This window comes from Glycomyces paridis (assembly GCF_004912155.1).
Lineage (GTDB): Bacteria > Actinomycetota > Actinomycetes > Mycobacteriales > Micromonosporaceae > Glycomyces > Glycomyces paridis.
On sequence record NZ_STGX01000004.1, the window covers coordinates 135,307 to 155,588 of the forward strand.

15 protein-coding genes are annotated in these 20,282 nt (G+C 73.0%); 7 read left to right on the top strand and 8 right to left on the bottom strand.

The window, feature by feature from the left end:
• Positions 1-477: 477 nt before the first annotated feature.
• The 6 genes from clpB to E9998_RS06790 form a co-directional block, all read right to left on the bottom strand.
• The gene (clpB, locus tag E9998_RS06765) at positions 478-3,081 is read right to left on the bottom strand and encodes an ATP-dependent chaperone ClpB (protein ID WP_136528946.1); all 2,604 of its coding nucleotides are present in this window, start codon (positions 3,079-3,081) and stop codon (positions 478-480) included.
• A 161-nt stretch (positions 3,082-3,242) separates the two neighbouring features.
• Complete coding sequence (locus E9998_RS06770; RefSeq protein WP_136528947.1) at positions 3,243-3,806, bottom strand: hypothetical protein; 564 nt, start codon at positions 3,804-3,806, stop codon at positions 3,243-3,245.
• Positions 3,807-3,905: 99 nt separating this feature from the next.
• Entirely contained in the window at positions 3,906-4,580 is a 675-nt protein-coding gene (locus E9998_RS06775) for a BRCT domain-containing protein (RefSeq protein WP_136528948.1), read from the bottom strand.
• 113 nt (positions 4,581-4,693) lie between these two features.
• A complete protein-coding gene (locus E9998_RS06780) occupies positions 4,694-9,682 on the bottom strand; it encodes a DNA repair ATPase (protein WP_136528949.1) in 4,989 nt (1,662 codons plus the stop codon).
• 233 nt (positions 9,683-9,915) lie between these two features.
• A complete protein-coding gene (locus tag E9998_RS06785) occupies positions 9,916-12,015 on the bottom strand; it encodes an SPFH domain-containing protein (RefSeq protein WP_136528950.1) in 2,100 nt (699 codons plus the stop codon).
• A gap of 134 nt (positions 12,016-12,149) precedes the next feature.
• Positions 12,150-12,812, bottom strand: coding sequence for an OB-fold-containig protein (locus E9998_RS06790; protein ID WP_136528951.1), 663 nt, complete (start codon positions 12,810-12,812; stop codon positions 12,150-12,152).
• Positions 12,813-13,206: 394 nt separating this feature from the next.
• On the opposite strand from E9998_RS06790, the gene E9998_RS06795 reads away from it, so the two are divergent.
• Positions 13,207-15,648: an FtsK/SpoIIIE domain-containing protein gene (locus E9998_RS06795; RefSeq protein ID WP_136528952.1), complete on the top strand. Its 2,442-nt coding sequence runs from the start codon at positions 13,207-13,209 to the stop codon at positions 15,646-15,648.
• The gene (locus E9998_RS06800; RefSeq protein ID WP_136528953.1) at positions 15,645-16,295 is read left to right on the top strand and encodes a hypothetical protein; all 651 of its coding nucleotides are present in this window, start codon (positions 15,645-15,647) and stop codon (positions 16,293-16,295) included. Before E9998_RS06795 ends, E9998_RS06800 begins: the two co-directional genes overlap by 4 nt.
• A 46-nt stretch (positions 16,296-16,341) precedes the next feature.
• On the opposite strand, the gene E9998_RS06805 is transcribed toward E9998_RS06800, so the two are convergent.
• Positions 16,342-16,734, bottom strand: a complete 393-nt coding sequence (locus E9998_RS06805) for a hypothetical protein (protein ID WP_136528954.1) — start codon at positions 16,732-16,734, stop codon at positions 16,342-16,344.
• Positions 16,727-17,092: a hypothetical protein gene (locus E9998_RS06810; protein ID WP_136528955.1), complete on the bottom strand. Its 366-nt coding sequence runs from the start codon at positions 17,090-17,092 to the stop codon at positions 16,727-16,729. The genes E9998_RS06805 and E9998_RS06810 overlap by 8 nt, the downstream gene beginning before the upstream one ends.
• Before the next feature lie 105 nt (positions 17,093-17,197).
• Here E9998_RS06810 and E9998_RS06815 point away from each other — a divergent pair, with 105 nt between their 5' ends.
• Genes E9998_RS06815 through E9998_RS06835 form a run of 5 tightly spaced genes read left to right on the top strand, consistent with a single transcriptional unit; the run spans position 17,198 to position 20,278 of the window.
• Positions 17,198-17,638: a hypothetical protein gene (locus E9998_RS06815; RefSeq protein WP_136528956.1), complete on the top strand. Its 441-nt coding sequence runs from the start codon at positions 17,198-17,200 to the stop codon at positions 17,636-17,638.
• A 10-nt stretch (positions 17,639-17,648) separates the two neighbouring features.
• Positions 17,649-18,149 (top strand): cyclic pyranopterin monophosphate synthase MoaC, encoded by a 501-nt coding sequence (gene moaC, locus E9998_RS06820; RefSeq protein WP_136528957.1) that lies wholly within the window; start codon positions 17,649-17,651, stop codon positions 18,147-18,149.
• Positions 18,146-18,661 carry a MogA/MoaB family molybdenum cofactor biosynthesis protein gene (locus E9998_RS06825; RefSeq protein WP_136528958.1) on the top strand — a complete coding sequence of 172 codons (516 nt, stop codon included), beginning with the start codon at positions 18,146-18,148 and terminating at the stop codon, positions 18,659-18,661. The genes moaC and E9998_RS06825 overlap by 4 nt, the downstream gene beginning before the upstream one ends.
• Positions 18,662-18,701: 40 nt before the next feature.
• On the top strand, positions 18,702-19,868 hold the full coding sequence (locus E9998_RS06830) for a molybdopterin molybdotransferase MoeA (protein ID WP_136528959.1): 1,167 nt from the start codon (positions 18,702-18,704) through the stop codon (positions 19,866-19,868).
• A complete protein-coding gene (locus tag E9998_RS06835; protein ID WP_136528960.1) occupies positions 19,865-20,278 on the top strand; it encodes a molybdenum cofactor biosynthesis protein MoaE in 414 nt (137 codons plus the stop codon). Before E9998_RS06830 ends, E9998_RS06835 begins: the two co-directional genes overlap by 4 nt.
• The last annotated feature ends 4 nt before the right edge of the window (positions 20,279-20,282 follow it).

Sequence of the window (20,282 nt, forward strand, 5' to 3'; positions counted from 1 at the left end):
ACGTGCAAGGCGGCTCGGGGTGCGGCGACGGGCTCGGGCCCGGCTGCGGCACGGGCGCTGGCTCGGTTCGGGCTGCGGGGCCAACGGCGCGGGGTCGGAGACCGGCTCGGGCGGGGGCGGCTGGCGGTCCGGTGCGGGCTCGGTCGGGCGCGGCGAGGCAAAGCAGTGCGGGGCGAGGTGGAGCGTCCGGGCTGCCGGGCCGACCCCCGAGGTCGGGTGTGTCGGCAGTGCGGAGCCCCCGGATCAAATGTGGCTCGGGGGTGCGACGTTCGGGGCCGGTTGGGCGCGTGCGAATCCCGGGGTCGGGTGTGTCGGTGCACAGGTCCCCCCGTTGCAAGAGCGGCTCGGGGTGCGACGTTCGGGGCGGCCCGGAGGCCGCCCCGAATGCGGGTGTTGTTCAAGTTGCGGGCCGGTGGGCGAGGGCACCGGTCGGGCGGTGCATGCGTCCCGAGCCGGTCGGCGGCCGGGCCGTCGCGGCTACTCCTTGGTGACGGTGAGCTTGTCTCCCTGGTCGCTGGTGCCCACTTTGACAGTGTCGCCGTCGACGATCTTGCCTTCGAGGAGTTCGCGGGAGAGGGGGTCGCCGATGGCGGTCTGGATGAGGCGGCGCAGGGGGCGGGCGCCGTAGACGGGGTCGAAGCCGCGGTCGGCGAGCCAGGACTTGGCGGCGTCGTCGACTTCGAGCTTGAGACGGCGGGTCTCCATGCGGTGTTCCAGGAAGCGCAGCTGGACTTCGACGATCGCCTTGAGCTGGTCGTGCTCGAGGGCGTGGAAGATGACGATGTCGTCGAGGCGGTTGAGGAACTCGGGCTTGAAGTGGCTGCGGATCGCGGCCATGACCTGGTCGCGCTTCGCGGTGTCCTCGAGGAGCGGGTCCGTGAGGGCGTGGGAGCCGAGGTTCGAGGTCATGATGAGGATGACGTTACGGAAGTCGACGGTGCGGCCCTGGCCGTCGGTGAGACGGCCGTCGTCCAACACCTGCAGGAGCGTGTCGAAGACGCGCGGGTGGGCCTTCTCGACCTCGTCGAGGAGGACCACGGAGTAGGGACGGCGTCGGACGGGCTCGGTGAGCTGGCCGCCCTCCTCGTAGCCGACGTATCCGGGCGGGGCGCCGATGAGGCGGGCGACCGAGTGCTGCTCGGTGTACTCCCCCATGTCGATGCGGATCATGGCCCGGTCGTCGTCGAACATGAACTGCGCCAGAGCCTTCGCGAGCTCGGTCTTGCCGACGCCGGTGGGCCCGGCGAAGATGAAGGAGCCGGTGGGGCGGTTGGGGTCGGACAGGCCGGCCCTGGCGCGGCGGAGGGCGTCGGAGACGACGGTGACCGCTTCGAGCTGGCCGACGACGCGTTCGCCGAGGACCTCTTCGGCGTGGAGGAGCTTGTGGGTCTCGGACTCCTGGAGGCGGCCCGCGGGAATGCCGGTCCAGGCCGAGACGACGTCGGCGATCTCGTCGGCGTCGATCTCCTCCTTGAGCATCGGCTGGTGGGCCGGGTCGGCGTCGGCGCCCGCGAGTTCGGTCTCGGCCTCGGTGAGCTGCTGTTCGAGTTCGGGGATGCGGCCGTAGCGCAGCTGCGCGGCCTTCTCCAGGTCGTATTCGCGTTCGGCGCGCTCGGCCTGGGTCCTGAGGTCGTCGAGTTCCTCCTTCAGCTCCGAGACCTTGCCGATGCGGCCCTTCTCGGACTCCCACTGGCGCGAGAGCACGGCGAGGCGCTCGCGCTCGTCGGCGAGTTCGCGCTGGAGCGAGGCGAGGCGCTCGGCGGAGGCCGGGTCGGCGGTCTCGTTCTGGAGGGCGGTCTCCTCGATCTCGAGGCGGCGCACGGCACGCTCGATGGTGTCGATCTCCTCGGGGCGCGAGTCGATCTCGATGCGCAGGCGGCTGGCGGCCTCGTCCACGAGGTCGATGGCCTTGTCGGGGAGCCGGCGGTCGGGGAGGTAGCGGGCCGAGAGCTGGGCGGCGGCGACCAGCGCGGAGTCGGTGATGCGCACGCCGTGGTGGACCTCGTAGCGCTCCTTGAGGCCGCGCAGGATCGCGACGGTGTCCTCTATGGTCGGTTCGCCGACGAAGACCTGCTGGAAGCGCCGTTCGAGGGCGGCGTCCTTCTCGATGTGCTCGCGGTACTCGTTGAGGGTGGTGGCGCCGATCATGTGGAGTTCGCCGCGGGCGAGGGCGGGCTTGAGCATGTTCCCGGCGTCGAGCGAGCCTTCGGACTTGCCGGCGCCGACCATGGTGTGGAGCTCGTCGATGAAGGGGATGATCTCGCCGTCGGAGGACTTGATCTCTTCCATGACGGACTTGAAGCGCTCCTCGAACTGGCCGCGGTACTGGGCGCCGGCGATCATGCTGGCGAGGTCGAGGAGGATGACGCGGCGGTCGCGCAGGGACTCGGGGACGTCGCCTGCGACGATGCGCTGGGCGAGGCCCTCGACGATGGCGGTCTTGCCGACGCCGGGTTCGCCGATGAGGACCGGGTTGTTCTTGGTGCGGCGGGACAGGACCTGGACGACGCGGCGGATCTCGGTGTCGCGGCCGATCACCGGGTCCACTTTGCCCGACCTGGCGGTCTCGGTGAGGTCGACGCCGTACTTCTCCAGGGCCTTGTAGCCCTGCTCAGGGTCGGAGGAGGAGATCTTGCGGTCGCCGCCGCGCAGGGTCGGGAACGCGGAGATGAGCAACTTCGCAGTGGCTCCCTGCTCGGCGAGGTGGGTGCCGACCTCGCCGCCCGCCTGGGCGAGGCCCGCGAGGAGGTGCTCGGTGGAGACGTACTCGTCGCCGTAGTCGGTGGCGATCTTGTCGGCGGCGTTGATGGCGCGCAGGGCGTCGCGGGCCATGGACGGCTCGGAGACGGAGGGCCCGGACGCGGAGGGCAGCTCGTCGATGCGGCGCTCGGTCTCGGCGGAGACGGTGCCGGGGGTGGCGCCGACGAGCTGGAGGAGGCCTGGGGCGGTGGAGCCGTCGACGGTGAGGAGCGCGTCGAGGACGTGCCAGGGTTCGACGGCCGGGTTGCCGTTCGCGGCGGCGGTGCGCGCGGCCTGGGAGATGACTTCGCGGCTCTTGGTGGTCAGGCGGTTGACGTCCACGGTCTCCGTGCTCCTTCGCGCTTCGGGTTTCAAGGCCGGCCGAGCTGCCGCGGGCGACCCGAACTTGAGTCTAACCGGCTCAAGTTTCGGCGGCGAGCCGATTCGGTTCGCCTACAGCGTAAAGCCCCGGCCCTGCGGGCCCTGGACTTTCGCGGGCGCGGTCACCGGTCGGCGGCCAGCGCCTCCGGCGTCGCTCCCGCGGCGAGCATCTCGGTCCTCCACCGCCTGATCGCGAAGTAGAGGGCCGACTCGGCGGCGGCGAAGTCCCAGCGGTGGTCCTGGCGCCTGGTGCGCCTGCCGCCGCGCATGAGGAAGACCAGCCAGCGCCCGTCCTCGTCGACGAGGCACCAGGCGTCGTCGCGGATCTCGCCGATGCTGAAGCGGGCGGTGCCGACGCCGAGCGACCGGATGCGCTCCTCGACCGGGATGCGCTCGCGCGCGAAGTACTCCTGGAGGGGCGCGTTCGCCTTCGCGCCGTCCGGGTGGGCGCGGTACTCCTCTTCGACCAGCAGGCGGAGCACATGCGCGCACGCCTCGTGCTCGTCGGCGAAGCGGCCCACGGCGGTCATGCGGCCTTCGAACTTGGGGCAGACGACCCAGGCCTGGCCGTCGGGGATGACGGCGACGGCGTCGCGCCGCGCGACGCTGATCGAGTAGTGGGCGCTGCCGTAGCCCTTCGCGGCCAGGCGCGCGGGCAGGGAGGCGATGGTGAGCGGACCGGTCAACGTCACCTCCGGGGAAGGCCGAACCGTGCCGATCGTATCGGGGCCGGACGAGCGCAGGTCCCCGGCCGTGGGCCGGGGACCTGCGCTCGTCGTGGCGGGTTACTTCTTGGCGCCGGTGAGGCCGAAGATCGACTTGATCTTGGCGAACAGGCCCGGCTTGGACTTGTCGGCGGCGTCGGACTCGATCTCGGGGGCCTCGGCCTGGGCGGGGACGGCCTTCTCCGGGTCGGCGGCGGCCGCTTCGGGCTCGTCGATCGCCTCGGCGACCGGCTTCGCCTCCTCGAGCTCCGGCTCGGGTTCGGCGACCGCTTCGGCGACCGGCTCGGCGGCGGGCTCGGGCTCCGTCTCCACCGCGGTCTCGGCGACCGGTTCGGGCTCGGGCTCGACCTTGACGGTCTCGGTCTCCTCGACCGAGCTCACCGCCGGCTCCGGTTCCGGTTCGGGCGCCGCCTCGACGGCCGCCGCGGCGGTCTCGGCCGGGGGCGTCTCGAGTTCGGCCTCGACGACCTCCTCCACCTCGTCCTCGGCTCCGGCCACCAGCAGCGCCTTGAACTCCTCGAAGGAGAGCACCGGGACCCCGGCCTCCTCGGCCTTCTTCACGCGGGCCTCGGTGGGCTTGACGGTGTCGTCCACGACCAGGTGCGTCACGGTCTTGGTGAACTGTTTGGCGAGCGCGACATCGGCGTCGGACTCCGCGATGAGTCGAGCCGTCTCGGCATCCGGGCCGGTGCCCAGGACGATGATCCGGACCTTGTCTCCCGTCTTCGTCGGCACGGGGACCTCCCTTGTTCGGTGGTATGCGGCTGTAGGGGCACTACGGCTACGCGCCAAGCTTTTGATCAAAAGCGTACCGGGTGGTCGCACCGGGTTCGTTCAGCGGAGAGACTTTACTCCGGACGGATCGCGCTCCTTTGTTGCAGGACGGTTTCGATGCCCGCCACGCGGTCGGAGAGCAAGGTGATGGCCCCGACGGCTCTCGACATTGGATCGTCGGCCGACCCGCCGAGGGTGCGCTCGCGGGCGAACGCCTCCTTGACGGCCGTCCACCGCGCCGCCCGCTCCTCGGTGAGCCGCCCTCGGAGTTCGGCGAGTTTGAGGAGGTTCGCCTCCGCGCCGGAGGCGAGGGTCTGGGCCTCGCCCGCGTAGTGGTCGTCGATGACCGCTTCCAGCTCGTCGTCGTTCATGACGGGGACGACGCGCTCGGTCAGGCGGTTCATGTTTCGGTAGGAGCCCTGGAGCAGGAACGGCGGTTCGGTGCGCGCGGCCTCGTCGGTCGCCGCCGAGGCGATGTAGGCGAGGTTGTTGCCCAGGACGGTGCGCTGGATGTGGACGAGCTTGCGCAGCACCGACAGGACCTGGTCGAGCTCCCCGGCCGAGTACGGGTGGTGCAGGCCGTCGGGGGCGGCGGTCGGGTCGCCCGAGGCGAGGCGGATGAGGAGGTGGACGTCGGCCCGCTCGCGCCCGGCCAGCGGCGCCGTCACCTTGTTCGAGGTGAGCGCGTTCTCGATGTAGGACTGGGCGAACACCTGGTCCCTGCCGGAGAGGACGTCGCCGAGGTTCCACACGTCGGCGCGGTTGGCGAGCATGTCCGGGATGCGGAAGCGCTGGCCCGCCTCGGTGTAGGGGTTGCCGGCCATGCAGACCGCGAAGCGCTTCCCGCGCAGGTCGTAGGTGCGGGTGCGGCCGTTCCAGACGCCCTCCATCTTCCGCTGCGCGTCGCACAGCGAGATGAACTTCTGGAGCAGCTCGGGGTTGGTGTGCTGGATGTCGTCGAGGTAGAGCAGGACGTTGTTGCCCGCTTCGAGCGCGAAGTTGATCTTCTCGACCTCGGCGCGCGCGGTCGCGTTCGGCGCGTCGGCCGGGTCCACGGACACGGTCTCGTGGCCGAGCGCCGGGCCGTTCACCTTGACCAGGAGCATTCCGAGCCGGTCGGCGACGTACTCCATGAGGGTCGTCTTGCCGTAGCCGGGCGGGGAGATGAGCATGAGCATCCCCGACTGGTCGGTGCGCCGGCCCTCGCCCGCGCCCGCGCCGATCTGCTTGGCGAGGTTCGAGCCGATGAGCGGCAGGTACACGTCGTCGATGAGCTGGTTGCGGACGAACCCGGCCATCGTCTTGGGCTTGAACTCGTCGACGCGCAGCGTGCGGCGGTGCGCGGCGATGATCTCGGCCCGGCGGCGCTGGTAGGCGCGGTAGCCGGGCTGCACGTCGCGGCGGAAGCGGCCGGTGCGCGCGAGGAACTCGTCCAGACGCAGCGCCAGGACCCGGTTCTCGACCCGCGGGTGGGTGCCGAGCAGGCCGGTGACCGAGGCGGTGAGCTCGGCGTCCACGTCGTACCCGTCGACCGAGCCGATGAGCAGGGCGATCGCCTCGGGGAGGTCGGAGCGGTCGAAGCGGCCGTCGTCGCTGGCCGAGAGGAACGCGTCGAGCCAGTTCCAGGCCAGGCCCCATTTGAGGAGGACGCTCTCGGGCCGGTCGCCCGGCGTGTCGCTCTCGACGGCGCGCAGGTCCGCGTCGAGCCCGGCCTGCGCGGTCGGTCCGATGTGGCTCTCGAAGGCCGCCAGGAGCGCGCGGGCGCGGCCCGAGGCCGCGAAGGCGCCGGTCGCGGCCAGTTCCTCCACAAGGTACTCGGCGGCGACGCGGTCGTCGGCGCTGAGCGGGTACTGCGGGTGGGCGGCGAGGCGGGCGGCCTCGCCGAAGCGGGCGAGGCTCGCCTGGACGTCCTGGACCAGCCCGGTCATGACGTCGGCGCGCCCGAAGGTGTCGCGGACCTTGGCGAGCGAGCGGGCCTGCGCGGCCCAGACCGACTGGCGCTCCTTGTCGGCGGCGGCGAACTCGCCCCAGAACAGGCGCGCGAGCGCGCGTTCGGCGCCGGGGTAGCGGAGCGTCCCGGCGGCGTTGTAGAGGCGCAGGGCCTCGGTGAGGATCGCGGCGGCGTCGGCGTCGTGGACGCCGCGCTCGTAGCCCTCGTCGTAGCGTTCGGCCGCGGCGGCGGAGACGAAGCGCGGCAGGTCGGCCTCGGCGGCGAGCGCGGCGGGGCCGTGCTCGGCGAGGAGGGCGGCGGCGAGGTGCTCGGCGCGGTAGACCTCGGGGTTCTCCGAGGCGAGGAACTGGCTCCAGTAGGGCCGCGTGTCGGCGAAGGCGGGGTCGTCGACGACGTGGCGGTAGTCGGTGCCGGTGAGGGAGAACGCGAGGTGCTCGCCGGAGGGCACGAGGGTGAGGTCCAGCGGCTGGGTGTTGACGGGGATGCGGTGCTCGCCGAACTTGATGGCGTCGCCGTCGAAGAGGTCGAGGCGGTCGGTGAGGGCGCGCCCGGCCTCGGCGCGCGCCGCGGCGATGCGGCCGGCGATCTCCTCGGCGCGGACGGTGTCGTCGAGGCCGCGGAGCTCCTCGATGACCTTGCGGAGGCGCTCGACCATCGGGTCGGTCGCGAAGTACGTGTTGACCTCGTCCAGTGAGGACAGCGAGGCGGTGCGGCGGGCGACGGCCTCGAGGATGCGGTCGGCGGAGGCCGCGAGCTGCTCGGCTCGGCGGGCGGCCTCGTCGAGGAGGTGCTGCTTGCGCGAGGAGAACGCCTCGTAGACGTCGGTGCGCTTGTCGGCGAGCTGCGTGAGGAACTCGTCGAAGTCGGCGAAGCGCGTCTCGAGGTTCTCGACGGTGAGCAGGAGACGCCCCAGCTGCTCGTCGCAGGCGGCGGGCGTGTCGGCGGCGCTGATCGCGGCGGTGACGGACTGGCCGAGGAGGGCGAACTCGGCGGCGAACTCGGCGCGGCCCTCGCCGACGGCGAGTTCGCGGCGGCGCGCGGCGAGGGTGGCGCGGGCGCGGTTGACGGCCGCAAGGACCTCGGAGACGCGCCCGAGGATGGCGGTGCGCACGACGGCGTCGCCGATCTCCAGACCCGCGACCACTTCGGTGAGGGTCTCCAGGCCCCGCTGGCGGGCGTCGAGGTCCTCGAGGATCGGGGTGGACTCGGCGACCGTCTCGACCGCTTCGGCCTTGGCCTCCAGGCCCGCGATCTGCTCGAAGTAGGCGGTGAAGGCGTCCTCGCGTTCGAGGAAGGCGACGGCGCGGCGGCCGGTGGTCGCCAGGGACTCGGTGACGTCGGCGGCGAGCGCGTCGATCCCGGCGAGGTCGACGTAGCGGACCTCGCGGAGGGTCACCAGGCGCCCGCCGGCGCCGCGCAGCTCGGTGAGCAGGCCCACCCATTCCTCGGCGGACTTGGGGGCCTCGCCGCGGGCGCGGCGCAGGAGCTTGACGGTGTCGGTGCGGGCCTGGTCGAGGGACTTGGCGGCCTCGGCGGTGAGCTCGGCGACCGTAGCGTACTCGTCGAGGACGGCCTCGGCGGTGTCGCGGACCTGCCTGAGCGTGTCGTCGAGGTCGAACAGGCCCTCGTCGCCGAGCCACGGGTAGTCGTCGAGGCAGCGGACGGCGGCGGCGATGAGCGCTTCGAAGACCGCCTGGGCGGGCTCCATCTCGCGGACCATGCGGGCGACGGAGAGGGAGTCGGAGACGGCGCGGACGGCCTCGGCGTTGCCGATCCGGTGGATCGGGGTGTCGCCGGCCTCCTGCGCGGCGGCGTGGGCCTCGGAGACGAACGGGGTCGCCCAGACCTGCACGGGGTGGACGCGGGTGGCCTCCTCGCCGTTGAAGCGGAAGGCGGCGAGGGTGCCGTCGTCGAAGATCGCGTAGCCGTGGACGGTCATCGGCGCCGCCACTTCCTTGCGGATGACGTTGTACGGCAGCAGGAGCGAGCGGCCCTCGACTTCGTGGTAGAAGACGAAGAGGACGTCCTCGCCGTTGGGCGAGCGCAGGACGCGCTTGAAGCGCAGGTCGGTCGTGTCGCCCTCGAAGGTCTTGAGCTTGCCCTCGTTGAGGTAGTACCCGCCGGGGAAGATGATGCCGTGGTCCTCGGGGAGGCGGCGGCAGGCGGCGCCGATCGCGTCGGCGCGCACGACGGTGGCGGTGCGGGTGTTGTACACGAGGTAGCGGGTGACGGTCTCCTTGTACGGGAGGATCCGCAGCAGCAGGAGCGGCCCGATGCGCGCGTAGGCGATCTCGGCGTCGGCGAGGGACTGGAGCGGCTCGGCGACGGGCTCGGTGTAGACGCCCTCGCCGGAGTCGGTGTTGTCCTCGATCTTGACGGTGAGGTCGCCGTTGATGCACTCCACGAAGATCTCGTCGTCGATGGAGACGTGCGGGTGGCGGCCGGTGACGTGGTCGTCGCGGGTGGTCGGGGTCCACTCGAAGTCGTAGGGCTCGGGCCAGACCGCGTCGGCCTCGCCGCGCGCGTCGACGTACTCGGCGGTGCCGTCGGGGCGGCGCTGCCAGCGCATGACGCGCTGGTCGGCGAGGTTCTCGCCGATGCGGAAGACCGCCAGGAGGCGGGTGTCGACCTCGCGCACCTGGAGGAGCTCGGTGGAGCGGTAGTAGCGGTACATCTCCGAGAAGTCGGCGGTGAAGCGCGGGTCGTCGAGGAGGTGGCCCGGTTCGGTGACCTCGTCGAACGCGAAGGTGGCGGCGCCTTCGCCCTCGGACTTGACGAGGTCGTGGAGGGCGAAGACGTCGGCGACGTCGGTGTGCGACCGCAGTCCCATGTGGACGTTGTAGCCGAAGAGGAGGCGGTCGCCGACGCGCGCCATGTCGCGCGGCACGCAGTTGTTCGCGGTGCGGATGCGGGTGGTGCCCAGGAGGCTCAGGCCGGTGGAGCCGAACGCGTCGGTGCGGGCGCCGTTGAGCGACTCGGCGCGCGAGGCCAGCTCGTCGGCGTAGTCGGCGAGGCGGCTGGAGAGCACTTCGTACGTGCCGGCGTCCAGCGCCGCGTCGGCGGCGGGAGCGGCCTCGACGGAGGCCTCGGCGGCGGTCTTCACTTCGGCCATGAATTCCCCTGGGAGCGTTGGGATCGGGTGGCGCGACTCCCGATCGTGCGCCATAGGTCCCACAGGATCTGTCGCGAAATCCCGCAGGACCTACGGCGCACGGTCCGGGCGCACGCGGTCGTTCACGTTTCGGTCGGCGCGATCGGCGGCGGATGCCCGCCGCTCGCGCCGGTCTCGTTCTCGGCGAAGCGCGCGTCGCCGGGGCCGCGGTGTCCGCGGCCCCGGCGGCGTCGCTACTTCGCGGCGATCTCCAAGGCGGGCTTCTCGGCGACGCCGAGGTCCTTCGCCTTGCCGAGCAGGCCGGAGAGGACGTCGTGGTCGCCGCCGCCCTGCATGAGCTTGACGAGCGCGGCCGAGACGGTCAGGTTCTTCACGTCCTCCGAGCCGACCCCGGCGAGAACGCCCTTGAGGTCCTCGGCGAACGAGGTCGAGCCGTTGGTCCAGGACGCGGCCACGGACTGCGCCACGTCGGAGTGGGCGACGAAGCCGTCGACGGCCTTGCCGTAGCCGATCGCGCCGACGACCCGGTCGAAGAACTGGGTGTCGCCGCCGACCAGCGAGATGTCGGCGTTGGTGAGCCCGGCCGAGATGACCCCGGCCTGCTGCTCGGCGATCGAGCGGCGCGCCTCGATCTCCATGCCGCGCAGCTCCTTCTCCATCTCCAGGCGCAGGCGGTACTCCTCGTGCCCGCGGGAGGCCTCCGAGAGGGCGTCCATCGCGGCGGCCTTCTCGGTGAGGCCGACGGACTCGGCCAGGAGGCGTTCGCGCAGCGCGTCGGCCTCGGCCGTGCCCTTCGCGGCGGTCGCGCTGGCCTCGGCGGTGCCCTTGGCGGCCGTGGCGGTCGCCTCGGCCTTGCCGATCGCGGCCTGGGCCTCGGCCTCGGCCTTGCCCTTCGCCTCGGCGGCCTTCGCCTCGGCGAGCCCGCCCTTCTCGATCGCGTCGGCCTCGGCCTCGCGGACCTGGACGGCGGCCAGGCCCGGGGCAGCGGCCACGGCCTGGTCGCCCTCGGCCTGGCGGATCTTCGCGCGCGCCTCGAGCTCGGCGGCCTGCTGGGCGGCCTCGGCCTCCGTCAGGCGCTGGCGGGCCAGGTGCTTCGCGGCCTGCTCGGCGGCCTCGGCGGCCTTGATGTCCTTGACGAGGTTCTCCTGCGCCTCGGCCTCGGCGAGGATGATGACCCGCTGGCGCTCGCGCTCGGCCTCTTCGGTCGCGCGCAGGCGCTTGATGCCCTCTTCCTGCTCGGCGACGGTCTTCTCCACGGCGATGCGCTCGCGCACCACGTCGGCGATGTCGCGCTTCTGCGCTTCGAGCTCCTTCTGCGCGGCGATGCGGGCGAGCTCCTCCTCGCGCTCGCGCGAGACCACTTCGAGGATGCGGTCCTTCTCGATGCGCTCGGACTCCACGGCGATGACGCGCTCGCGGTTCTTCTCGGCCACGGCGATCTCGCGCAGGCGGTTCTCGTGCTGGACGCCGGTGGCCTCTTCGGTCTTGATGCGGGCCGTCTCGGACTTCAGGCGCTCCTCGGCCTGGACCTTCTGGACCTCGGCGGACTCGCGGGCGCGGAGGGTCTCGATCTCGCGCTGCTGGCGGATCTCGGCCTCGGTCTGGCGGCGCTCCAGCTCCAGGACGGCCTCCTTGGCCTCGACGTCCTGGCGCTTGATCTCCTTCTCCTCGTGGCGGCGGTGCTCGTTCGTGGTGACCGCCTCGCGCGCGGTGAGCTCGGTGATCTTGCGGATGCCCTGCGCGTCGAGGATGTTCTTGGGGTCGAGCTGGTCCATCGACGTCTGCTCGAGGTAGTCGATGGCCGCGTCCTCGAGGGAGTAGCCGTTGAGGTCGGTGCCGATGACCTGGAGGATGCGGTCGCGGAACTCGTCGCGGTTGGTGTACAGGTCGGTGAAGTCGAGCTGCTTGCCGACGGTCTTGAGCGCCTCGGCGAACTTGGCGTTGAACAGCTCCTGGAGCGTCTCCTGGTCGGAGGCGCGCTTCGTGCCGATCGAGGTCGCGACGTTGAGCACGTCCTCGACGGTCGCGTTCACCCGCACGAAGAACGTGATCGAGATGTCGGCGCGGATGTTGTCCTGGCAGATCAGCCCGTCCTTGCCGGCGCGGTTGATCTCGATGGTCTTGACCGAGATGTCCATGTACTCGGCGCGGTGGATGATCGGCAGCACCAGCGCGGAGGTGAACGAGACCTTCCGGTTGCGCAGCTTCGTGACGACCAGAGCCTGGCCGGGCGCGACCTTCCGGTACAGGCGGATGATCATGACCAGGAGGCCGATGACGACGAGCGCGACGACGAGCAGCGTGACTATCGTCGCCGGTTGGGTTGCATCCATGGACGGTTCCTAACGAGGCTTCGGGGGACGGGAGTTGTCTGCGGTGTGGCAGCGGGCGTGACCACACCTTATCCGGGCCGCACCGGAGGCGGGGTCCGCGAACTGGGCGGCGGCACGAATCGGGGATACGGGCTTCAGGCGACGGCGACGTCCGGCGGCAGCGCCACCGGCACCACCAGGAACACCTTGTCGACCTCGTCGTAGTCGAAGACGACGACCTTGGCGTGCCGGTCGAACAGCGAGTCCTCGATCCCCTCGGGCTCGTGCGGCGAGCGCCGCACGTTGATGAGCAGGACCGCGCCCTCGTCGTCGACCACCTCGGCCTGCCCCGCGTCGAGCGTCACCGTGCCGGTGCGCACGACGCAGACCTTGCCGACCAGGTCGGCGTGGGCGGTCGCCGGGGCGTCCTCGAACAGCCGCGACAGCGGCCGGGTGAGGAGCTTCGCGCCGAGCATGCCCACGCCCAGGCCCGCCACGAGCACGGCCGTCCCGGAGGCCGCCGCCGGGATGAACATCCCGTCGGCGCTGCGCACCCAGCTGGTGCCCAGGACGGTCACTATCCAGCCCAAGGTGATCCACAGCGACAGCACCACCGTGAACGGGACCGCGCCGAACCCGAAGGCCGACCAGAACCCGCCCGCGCCGTCGAGCTCGGCGCCCGACTCGCCGCCGACGTCGACGACGTCCACGTCGAGCGCGCCGACGATCACGGTGAGCCAGTACAGGACCACGAGCATGAGGCCGAAGGAGAAGACGATCGGCGGAAAGGATAGGGCGATATCCAGGAACTCACTCATGGGGCACGGGTCCTTATCGGCGAACCCGACGCTCGGCCGCCCGCGGGCGGCGGCGCGGCGTTCGTCGGTGCTGTCGGCCGCACGCGCGGGAGCACCGCACGGGCGGTTCACTGCGGTCGGGGCACACGGGTCAACGGGTTCGAGCTCGGCTTCGGGGCCGGGCTGCTGGGCTGTGCCTCTAGAGTAATGCACGCGCCCCATCCGGGGAAGGTTGCGCGAGGGCGCTCACCCGGCCCCGCGCCGCCGCGAGGCCCGCCGCCGGTGCCGCGCAAGCCGACCCGTGCCGTCCCCTCCCCGCGCCGGACCGCGATATGGTGTGACCGGTCGAACAGCCGCCGGCCGGGCGCTCCCCGGGCCCCTGCGCGGCACGCGATCCCGCTGAGAGGGAGGTCCGGTGCCCGGTTTCCAGACTGCGCTGGCGCACGCGGCCGCCGCCTGCGACGCGGCCGCCGCGCGGCTCGCCGCCGCGGGCCGCCGCCTCGGCGACGCCGCCTTCCAGACCCCCGTCGACCCGGCCCTGCTCGCGGCCGAACGTCAGATATCCGACGCCGCCGACGCCTCCGCGCAGCAGCTGCGGTCCGACCCCGAGCTCCTGTGCGCCGGGACCGTGACCCTCCACGACGGCCTCGCGTTCCCGCTGCTGGTCCCTTTCGGCGAACGCGGGCACCTCGCGACCTCCGTCGACGCCCGCGTCGAAGGCGTCGCGGCCCTGGTGCGCACCGCCGTGCTGCACGCCGTCGGCGCCAGGCCGCCGGGCGGCCTGCGCGTGGTCGGCGTCGACGTCGCCACGCTCGGCGCGAGCTTCGCGCCGCTGCGGCCCCTGGCCGACGCGGGCGTCATCGAGGCCGTCGCCACCGACGCGCGCGGCGCCGCCGACGCCGTCGCCGCGGCCGAAGCGCAAGTGGCCGAGCACATCGCGGGCCGCCGCACCGACCGGATGCTCCTGGTCGTGGCCTCGCTCGGCGAGGCCCCCCGCCCGCTCGTCGAGCGCATCGACGCCCTCGCCCGCTCCGGGCTCTCGCACGGCGTCACCGTCCTCGGCTGCGGCCTGCCGCAGCTGCCGCAGGCCGCCGTCATGCACGCCGTCGACGGGCACGTGGAGATCACCAACCCGCCCGCGGCGCCGTTCGGGCCCGGCGAGCGCCTCGCCGCTCCCGTCGCCTGGCCGCAGTCCCCCGACCCGTCCTTCGTCGCCGGGGAGGCGCTGCGCCTCGCCGACCGCGCCAAGGCCGCCGCCACCCTCACCTTCGCCGACCTCATCCCCGCGCGGCCGGAGTCGGGCGACCCCGCGCGCGGCCTCGAAGTCCTCATCGGACGCGACGCGGCCGGGGAGGTGCGGCTGCGCTTCGACGACGCCACCCCGCACTGGCTCGTCGGCGGGCGCACCGGCGGCGGCAAGACCGTGTTCCTCCTCGACGTCCTCTACGGCCTCGCCTCCCGTTACGCCCCTTCCGATCTGGCGCTGTTCCTCCTCGACTTCAAAGAGGGCGTCTCGTTCACCGAGTTCATCCCCACCGAGCGGGACGCGACGTTCATCCCCCACGCCAGGGCTGTCGGCGTCGAGTCCGACCGCGAGTACGGCCTCGCCGTCCTCGCCACGCTGAACGAGGAGATGACGCGCCGCTCGACGGTCATGAAGCGCCACGGCGTCGCCTCCTTCGCGGGGCTGCGCGACCACGAGGCCTACCCGCGGATCGTGTGCGTCGCCGACGAGTTCCAGGTCCTCCTCGCCGGGAACGACCGCGTCGCCGCCGAAGCCGTCGCGCTCCTGGAGAACCTCGCGCGCAAGGGCCGCTCGTACGGCGTCCACCTCGTGCTCGCCTCGCAGACGATCTCCGGCATCGAAGCGCTGTGGGCCAAGAAGGACTCGATCTTCGGCCAGTTCCCGATGCGCATCGCGCTGCCGGGCGCGCGAACCGTCCTCGAACCGAACAACGACGCCGCCGGGCGCATCACCCTCGGCCAGGTCGTGGTCAACACCGAGGGCGGCACCGCCGGAGCCGACCGCGTCGCGCGCTTCCCCGACACCGACACCGAGGTCATGCGGCGCCTGCGCGAGCAGCTCGGCGCCGCCCACGCCGGGGTCGGCGCCCCCCGCGTCTTCTACGGCTACCGGCCCGTCCACCTCGCCGACACCCTGCCCGGCGAACGGCGCCCAGGCCGCGCGCTCCTGGGCCGCGAAGTGTCCCTGCGCCTGGACGCCGCGGGCGTCGACCTCGACCGCAGGCCCGGCAGGCACCTCGCGATCCTCGGCTCCGACCCCGTCGGCGGCGAGGCGCTCGAAGCGGCCGTCGAAGGCCTCGCCGGGAACGGCGCCCAGGTCTGGGCCGCCGACCTCACCGGGAACGCGCGCCCTCGCGGGGCCGCGCGCACCATCGCGCCCGAGGCGTTCGCCGCGACCCTCGCCGAGCTCCCCGACGACACCGTCCTGGCGGTCTGGGGACTCGACGCCGCCGCCCTCGACGCCAAGGGCCAGAAGGCCCTGCGCGACCTCCTGCGCACCGGCCCCGCCCGCGGCGCCCACCTGCTCGGCTGGTGGCGGGGCTTCCGCCGCTTCACCGACGACATCGGCGGCAGCGCCGGACGCGAGGACGTCGCCTGCGCGCTCGTCCTCAACCTCCCCGGCGGCGAGATCATGGCCCACTTCGGGCAGCAGTTCCAGCACTGGAACCCCCGCCAGGGCCGCGCCCTCCTCATCGACCGGCACGCCGACACCTCCGGCGGGCGCCTCCTCGTCCCCTTCTCGCGCCCCGACGACCACGCCGCGCCCGGCGCGCAGCGCACCGGCGACCACCCCGCACCCACAGCGGCCCAAGGCGAAAGAGGCCGAGCATGAGCGCCTTCGACGACTACCTCGCACAACTGCGCCGCCTCGACGGGGCCCGCCGCAGCGCCGACGAGGCCGCCGCCCGCACCGCCACCGCCGCCGAGTCCCTCGGCCAGCGGACCGCCCGCCTCACCGAGACCGCCCGCGACGCCCGCGCCGCCGTCGACGCCCTCGCCCGCGCCGCCCGCGTCCCCGCCCCCCGGCCCGGCCCCCAACCGCCCGCCGGAGCCGACCCCCGCGCCGACCTCGACGCCGCCGAAGCCGACCTCGGCGACGCCCGCGCCGCCTACGACGAGGCCCGCTACCTCGCCCACCGCCCGCCCTGGCTCCCCCGCTGGCGCGCCGACGAACGCAACGGCCTCGTCTACGGCGTCTGCGCGCTCGGCGCCGTCCTGGTCCACCTCATGCTCATGCGCGCCTGGAAGGGCCTCCCCGCCGACGTCGAGGGCAACCAGAGCTCGCTCACCCTCGCACTGTTCATCGGCCTCGGCGTCCTCGCCCCCCTGCTCGCCTTCGTCATCGGCTGGTTCGCCGTCGGCTTCGCCTCCCGCCCGCCCATCGCCCGCGAGGACAAGCGGATCGAACGCCACTGGCAGCTCGGCCTCGTCGTCACCCTCTCCACGCTCCTCGTGCCGATCATCGGCATGTTCGCCTGAAACACGACGAAGGCGCGGCCCCTGCGGGCCGCGCCTTGTTCATGCGTCAGGCCGCGGCGCGGCGCTTGAGGAGGTAGACCAGGCCCGCGACCGGGAGGACCAGGGGCACGTAGCCGTAACCGGAGCCGAAATGCGACCACACCGACGGCTCGGGGAACAGGTCCGGCACGGCGACGCTCAAGGCGCCCACGGCGACCACGCCGACGAGCTCGACCCCGACCGCCAGGAGGGCGAGCCGCGCGGCGCCCTTGATGATCGCGACGGCCGCCACCAGGTAGATCGCCGCAGCGATCGCGCTCAACGTGAAGCTCACCGGGGCCTCGCCGAACTTCGTCGCGACCTGGAACAGCGCCCGCGCGCCCGCCGAGACGGCGAACACGACGTAGACGAGGACGATGAGGCGGCCGAACCCGTCCGCCAGGCGGCGCGGCTCAGACATGGATCTGGAACTCCCAGATCTGGTGGATGCGCAGCATCAGCGCCGCCACGATCAGCCCCGAGGCCGCGACCGTCCCGATCCCCCAGCGGGAGCGGTCGATCGAACCCCAGAAGCACCCTGCGACCGGCACCAGCAGCGTCGTGACCAGGTAGGAGAAGAACAGCGCCTTCCCCCCGCCCGCCTCGCCCGGGACGATCGCGATCGACACCGCCAACTGCGCGAGCAGCAGCGCCTCCAGCACCCCGACGCCCACGAAGTGGCGCCGGCCCACCCGCTGCGAACGCGCCGTCTCGATGAAGAACCAGGCGCCCATCGCCAGCGCGGCGGCCTGTACGACGAGGTAGAGCCATTCGATCACGCCACCGACGCTAGCCCAGGCCCCCCGCGCCCCCGCCCTCGGCCGGACGCCGAGACGCGCGGGCCACGGGCACCGCGCCGCTACCCTGGGCGCACCCGGGAGGAGGTGGACCCCACGGCAGTCCTCAAGCTCCTGCTCGCCCTGCCGTTCACGCTGGCGTGCTTCTGGTTCGGCGGGCGCTTCGTCGCCGAGGCCGGAGGCTACGTCGTCGCCGGCGAATGGCGCGAGGGCACCGTCGTCCGCTCCTTCCCCTGCGAGCCCGCGTTCGCGTGCGAAGGCCCATACGCCTCCCAGGCGACCGTCGAGTACACCGACCGCGACGGCGAGGTCAGGACGATCCTCGTGTACGGCCGCTACGAGGTCGGCGACACCAAGCGGGTGCTGACCAGCGCCCTGCACGACGACGACGTCGCCCAGGTGGTGCCGGACGTCGTCCTCCTGCTCCTGGGCGGGTGCCTCATCGTGCTCGTCGGGCTGACCGCCTCCGTGTCGGCCCTCCTCGAACTGCCGGGCGCGAAACGGGACGGCGTCACCCCGCGCGACTAGACTTCGCTCCATGACCGACCTGACGCACGTGGACCCGACCGGCGCCGCCCGGATGGTGGACGTCTCGGCCAAGGACGTCTCGGAGCGCTCGGCGCTGGCCACCGGGCGGCTCGTCACCACCCCCGAGGTGGTCGCGGCGCTGCGCGCGAACTCACTCAAGAAGGGCGACGCGCTGGCGGTGGCCCGCATCGCGGGGATCATGGCCGCCAAGCGCACGCCCGACCTGGTGCCGCTGTGCCACCCGATCGCGGTCTCCGGCGTCGCGGTCGACCTCGCGGTCACCGACGGGGGCGTCGACATCGCAGCGCGGGTGCGCACCGCCGACCGCACCGGCGTTGAGATGGAGGCGCTGACGGCCGTGTCGGTGGCCGGGCTGACACTGGTGGACATGGTCAAGGCGCTCGACCCGGCGGCGGTGATCGCCGACGTCAGGGTCGAGGAGAAGCTCGGCGGGAAGACCGGCACCTGGCGGCGCGGGGCGCCGGCCGGGACGGAAGGAGCGGACGCATGACGTCGATCAGCGCACTCGTGGTCGTGGCCTCGAACCGGGCGGCCGACGGGGTCTACGAGGACACCTCCGGGCCGATCCTGGTCCAGGGCTTCGCCGCGGCCGGGTTCGGCGTGGCCGGGCCGCTCGTCGTGCACGACGGCGACGAGGTGGAGCAGGCCCTGCGCGACGCGGTGGACGACGGCTTCGACCTCGTCGTCACCTCCGGTGGCACCGGCCTGACCTCGCTCGACCTCACCCCCGAGATGACGCGGCGCGTCATCGAGCGGGAGGTCCCGGGCATCGCCGAGGCGATCCGCGCGGTCGGCCTCGCCGCGACCCCGTTCGCGGCGATCTCGCGCGCGGTCGCGGGCGTCGCCGGATCGACCCTCATCGTCAACGTCGCCGGGTCCCGCGGGGCCGCGAAAGACGCGCTCGGGGTGCTCACCGCCGAGTTCGTGTCGCACGCGGTGTCACAGCTCCACGACGGCGACCACGTCCGCGCCGCGGAGGAGACCACGGGCGGGACGGCCTGATGCGCCTGCACCGCCCTTGCGCCGGAACGGAGCGCACCCGATGACCGACCCGATCCGCTGGGCCGAGGCCCGCGAGACCGCTTGGGCCGCAGGGTTCGCCGCGCGGTCTGAAGGCTCTGATCTGCCGTTCGCGGCGGCGCTCGGATCGGCACTCGCCGCGCCGCTCACCGCCGCCTCCGACCTGCCCGCGTTCGCGACCTCCGCGGTCGACGGCTGGGCCGTCGCCGGTCCGGGCCCGTGGCGCGTCGACGCCGGCGCGGTCCTCGCCGGGAGCGTCCCCGAGCCGATCGGCCCCGGGCGGGCCGTGAAGATCGCGACCGGCGCGCAGGTCCCCGAAGGCACCGAGGGCCTCATCCGGCTCGAACACGCGACGGTCGAGGGCAACGAGGTCGGGGGACCGACCGCGCGCGAGTGGCGCGAGCCCGGCGAGGAGGCCCGCGCGGGCGAGGAGCTGCTGCCCGCGGGCCTGGCGGTCACCCCGCCCGTGATCGGACTCGCCGCCGCCGCCGGGCACCTGACGCTGCCCGCGCACCGCAGGCCCGCCGCCCGCGTCGTCGTCTTCGGCGACGAGCTGCTCACCGAGGGCGTCTCCGAGAAGGGCCGCGTGCGCGACTCGCTGGGCCCGATGGTCCCCCACCTCCTCGCCGCCGCCGGGGCCGAGACGGGCCCGAGCCTCGGGCCTGTCGAGGACACGCTCGAAGCGCACGTCGCGGCCCTGCGCTCGGCGCTCGCCGACGCGGACCTGGTGTGCACCACCGGCGGCACGATGGTCGGCCCGGTCGACCACCTGCACGCCGCGCTCGCCGAGGTCGGCGCCGAGTACGTGCTCAACACCGTGGCCGTGCGGCCGGGGTTCCCGATGCTCTTGGCGCGCACCGCTGACGGGAAGTTCATCGCGGGGCTGCCGGGCAATCCGCAGTCCGCGGTGATCGCGGTCGTCACCGTGGTCGCGCCGCTGCTGGCGGGGCTGCGGGGCCTGCCGCTGCCGCCGCTCGCCTCGATCCGCCTGGCCGAGGACGTCCCGGGCCGGGGCGCGTTCACGCACCTCGCGCTCGTCGACCCGGCCGGCCGGCGGCTCGCCCACCACGGCTCGGCGATGCTCCGCGGTCTCGCGGGCGCCGCCGGGTTCGCCGTCATCGCACCGGAGTCGGCCGCCGCCGCAGGCGACGCGGTCGACCTCGCCACCGTCCCTGGAGTGACACCGTGATCCGCGCCCGCGTCCTCGACGCCCCGCTCGACGCCGCCGAGCATGAGAAGGCGGCCTCCAGCGCCCAGGCGGGCGCCGTCGTCACGTTCTCGGGGAACGTGCGCGACCACGACCACGGCCGGGGCGTCCTGCGCCTGTCCTACGAGGGCCACCCCTCGGCCGGTGAGCTGCTGCGCGCCATCGCAGAGGAGATCGCCGCGCGGCCCGGCGTGCGAGGCGTGGTGGTCTCGCACCGGGTCGGCGACCTCGCGATCGGGGACCCGGCGCTCGTGGCGGCGGTCGCCGCCGAGCACCGCAAGGAGGCCTTCGACGCGTGCGCCGACCTCGTCGACGAGGTGAAGGCGCGGCTGCCGATCTGGAAGCACCAGTTCTTCGACGACGGCACCGACGAGTGGGTCAACTGCCCCTGAGGGA

Coding starts and splice junctions, on each gene's coding strand:
- E9998_RS06780 (WP_136528949.1), bottom strand. CDS start 9,682: ATGGCCGAAGTGAAGACCGCCGCCGAGGCCTCCGTCGAGGCCGCTCCC.
- E9998_RS06825 (WP_136528958.1), top strand. CDS start 18,146: ATGACGTCGATCAGCGCACTCGTGGTCGTGGCCTCGAACCGGGCGGCC.
- E9998_RS06800 (WP_136528953.1), top strand. CDS start 15,645: ATGAGCGCCTTCGACGACTACCTCGCACAACTGCGCCGCCTCGACGGG.
- E9998_RS06805 (WP_136528954.1), bottom strand. CDS start 16,734: ATGTCTGAGCCGCGCCGCCTGGCGGACGGGTTCGGCCGCCTCATCGTC.
- E9998_RS06790 (WP_136528951.1), bottom strand. CDS start 12,812: ATGAGTGAGTTCCTGGATATCGCCCTATCCTTTCCGCCGATCGTCTTC.
- E9998_RS06830 (WP_136528959.1), top strand. CDS start 18,702: ATGACCGACCCGATCCGCTGGGCCGAGGCCCGCGAGACCGCTTGGGCC.
- moaC (WP_136528957.1), top strand. CDS start 17,649: ATGACCGACCTGACGCACGTGGACCCGACCGGCGCCGCCCGGATGGTG.
- E9998_RS06785 (WP_136528950.1), bottom strand. CDS start 12,015: ATGGATGCAACCCAACCGGCGACGATAGTCACGCTGCTCGTCGTCGCG.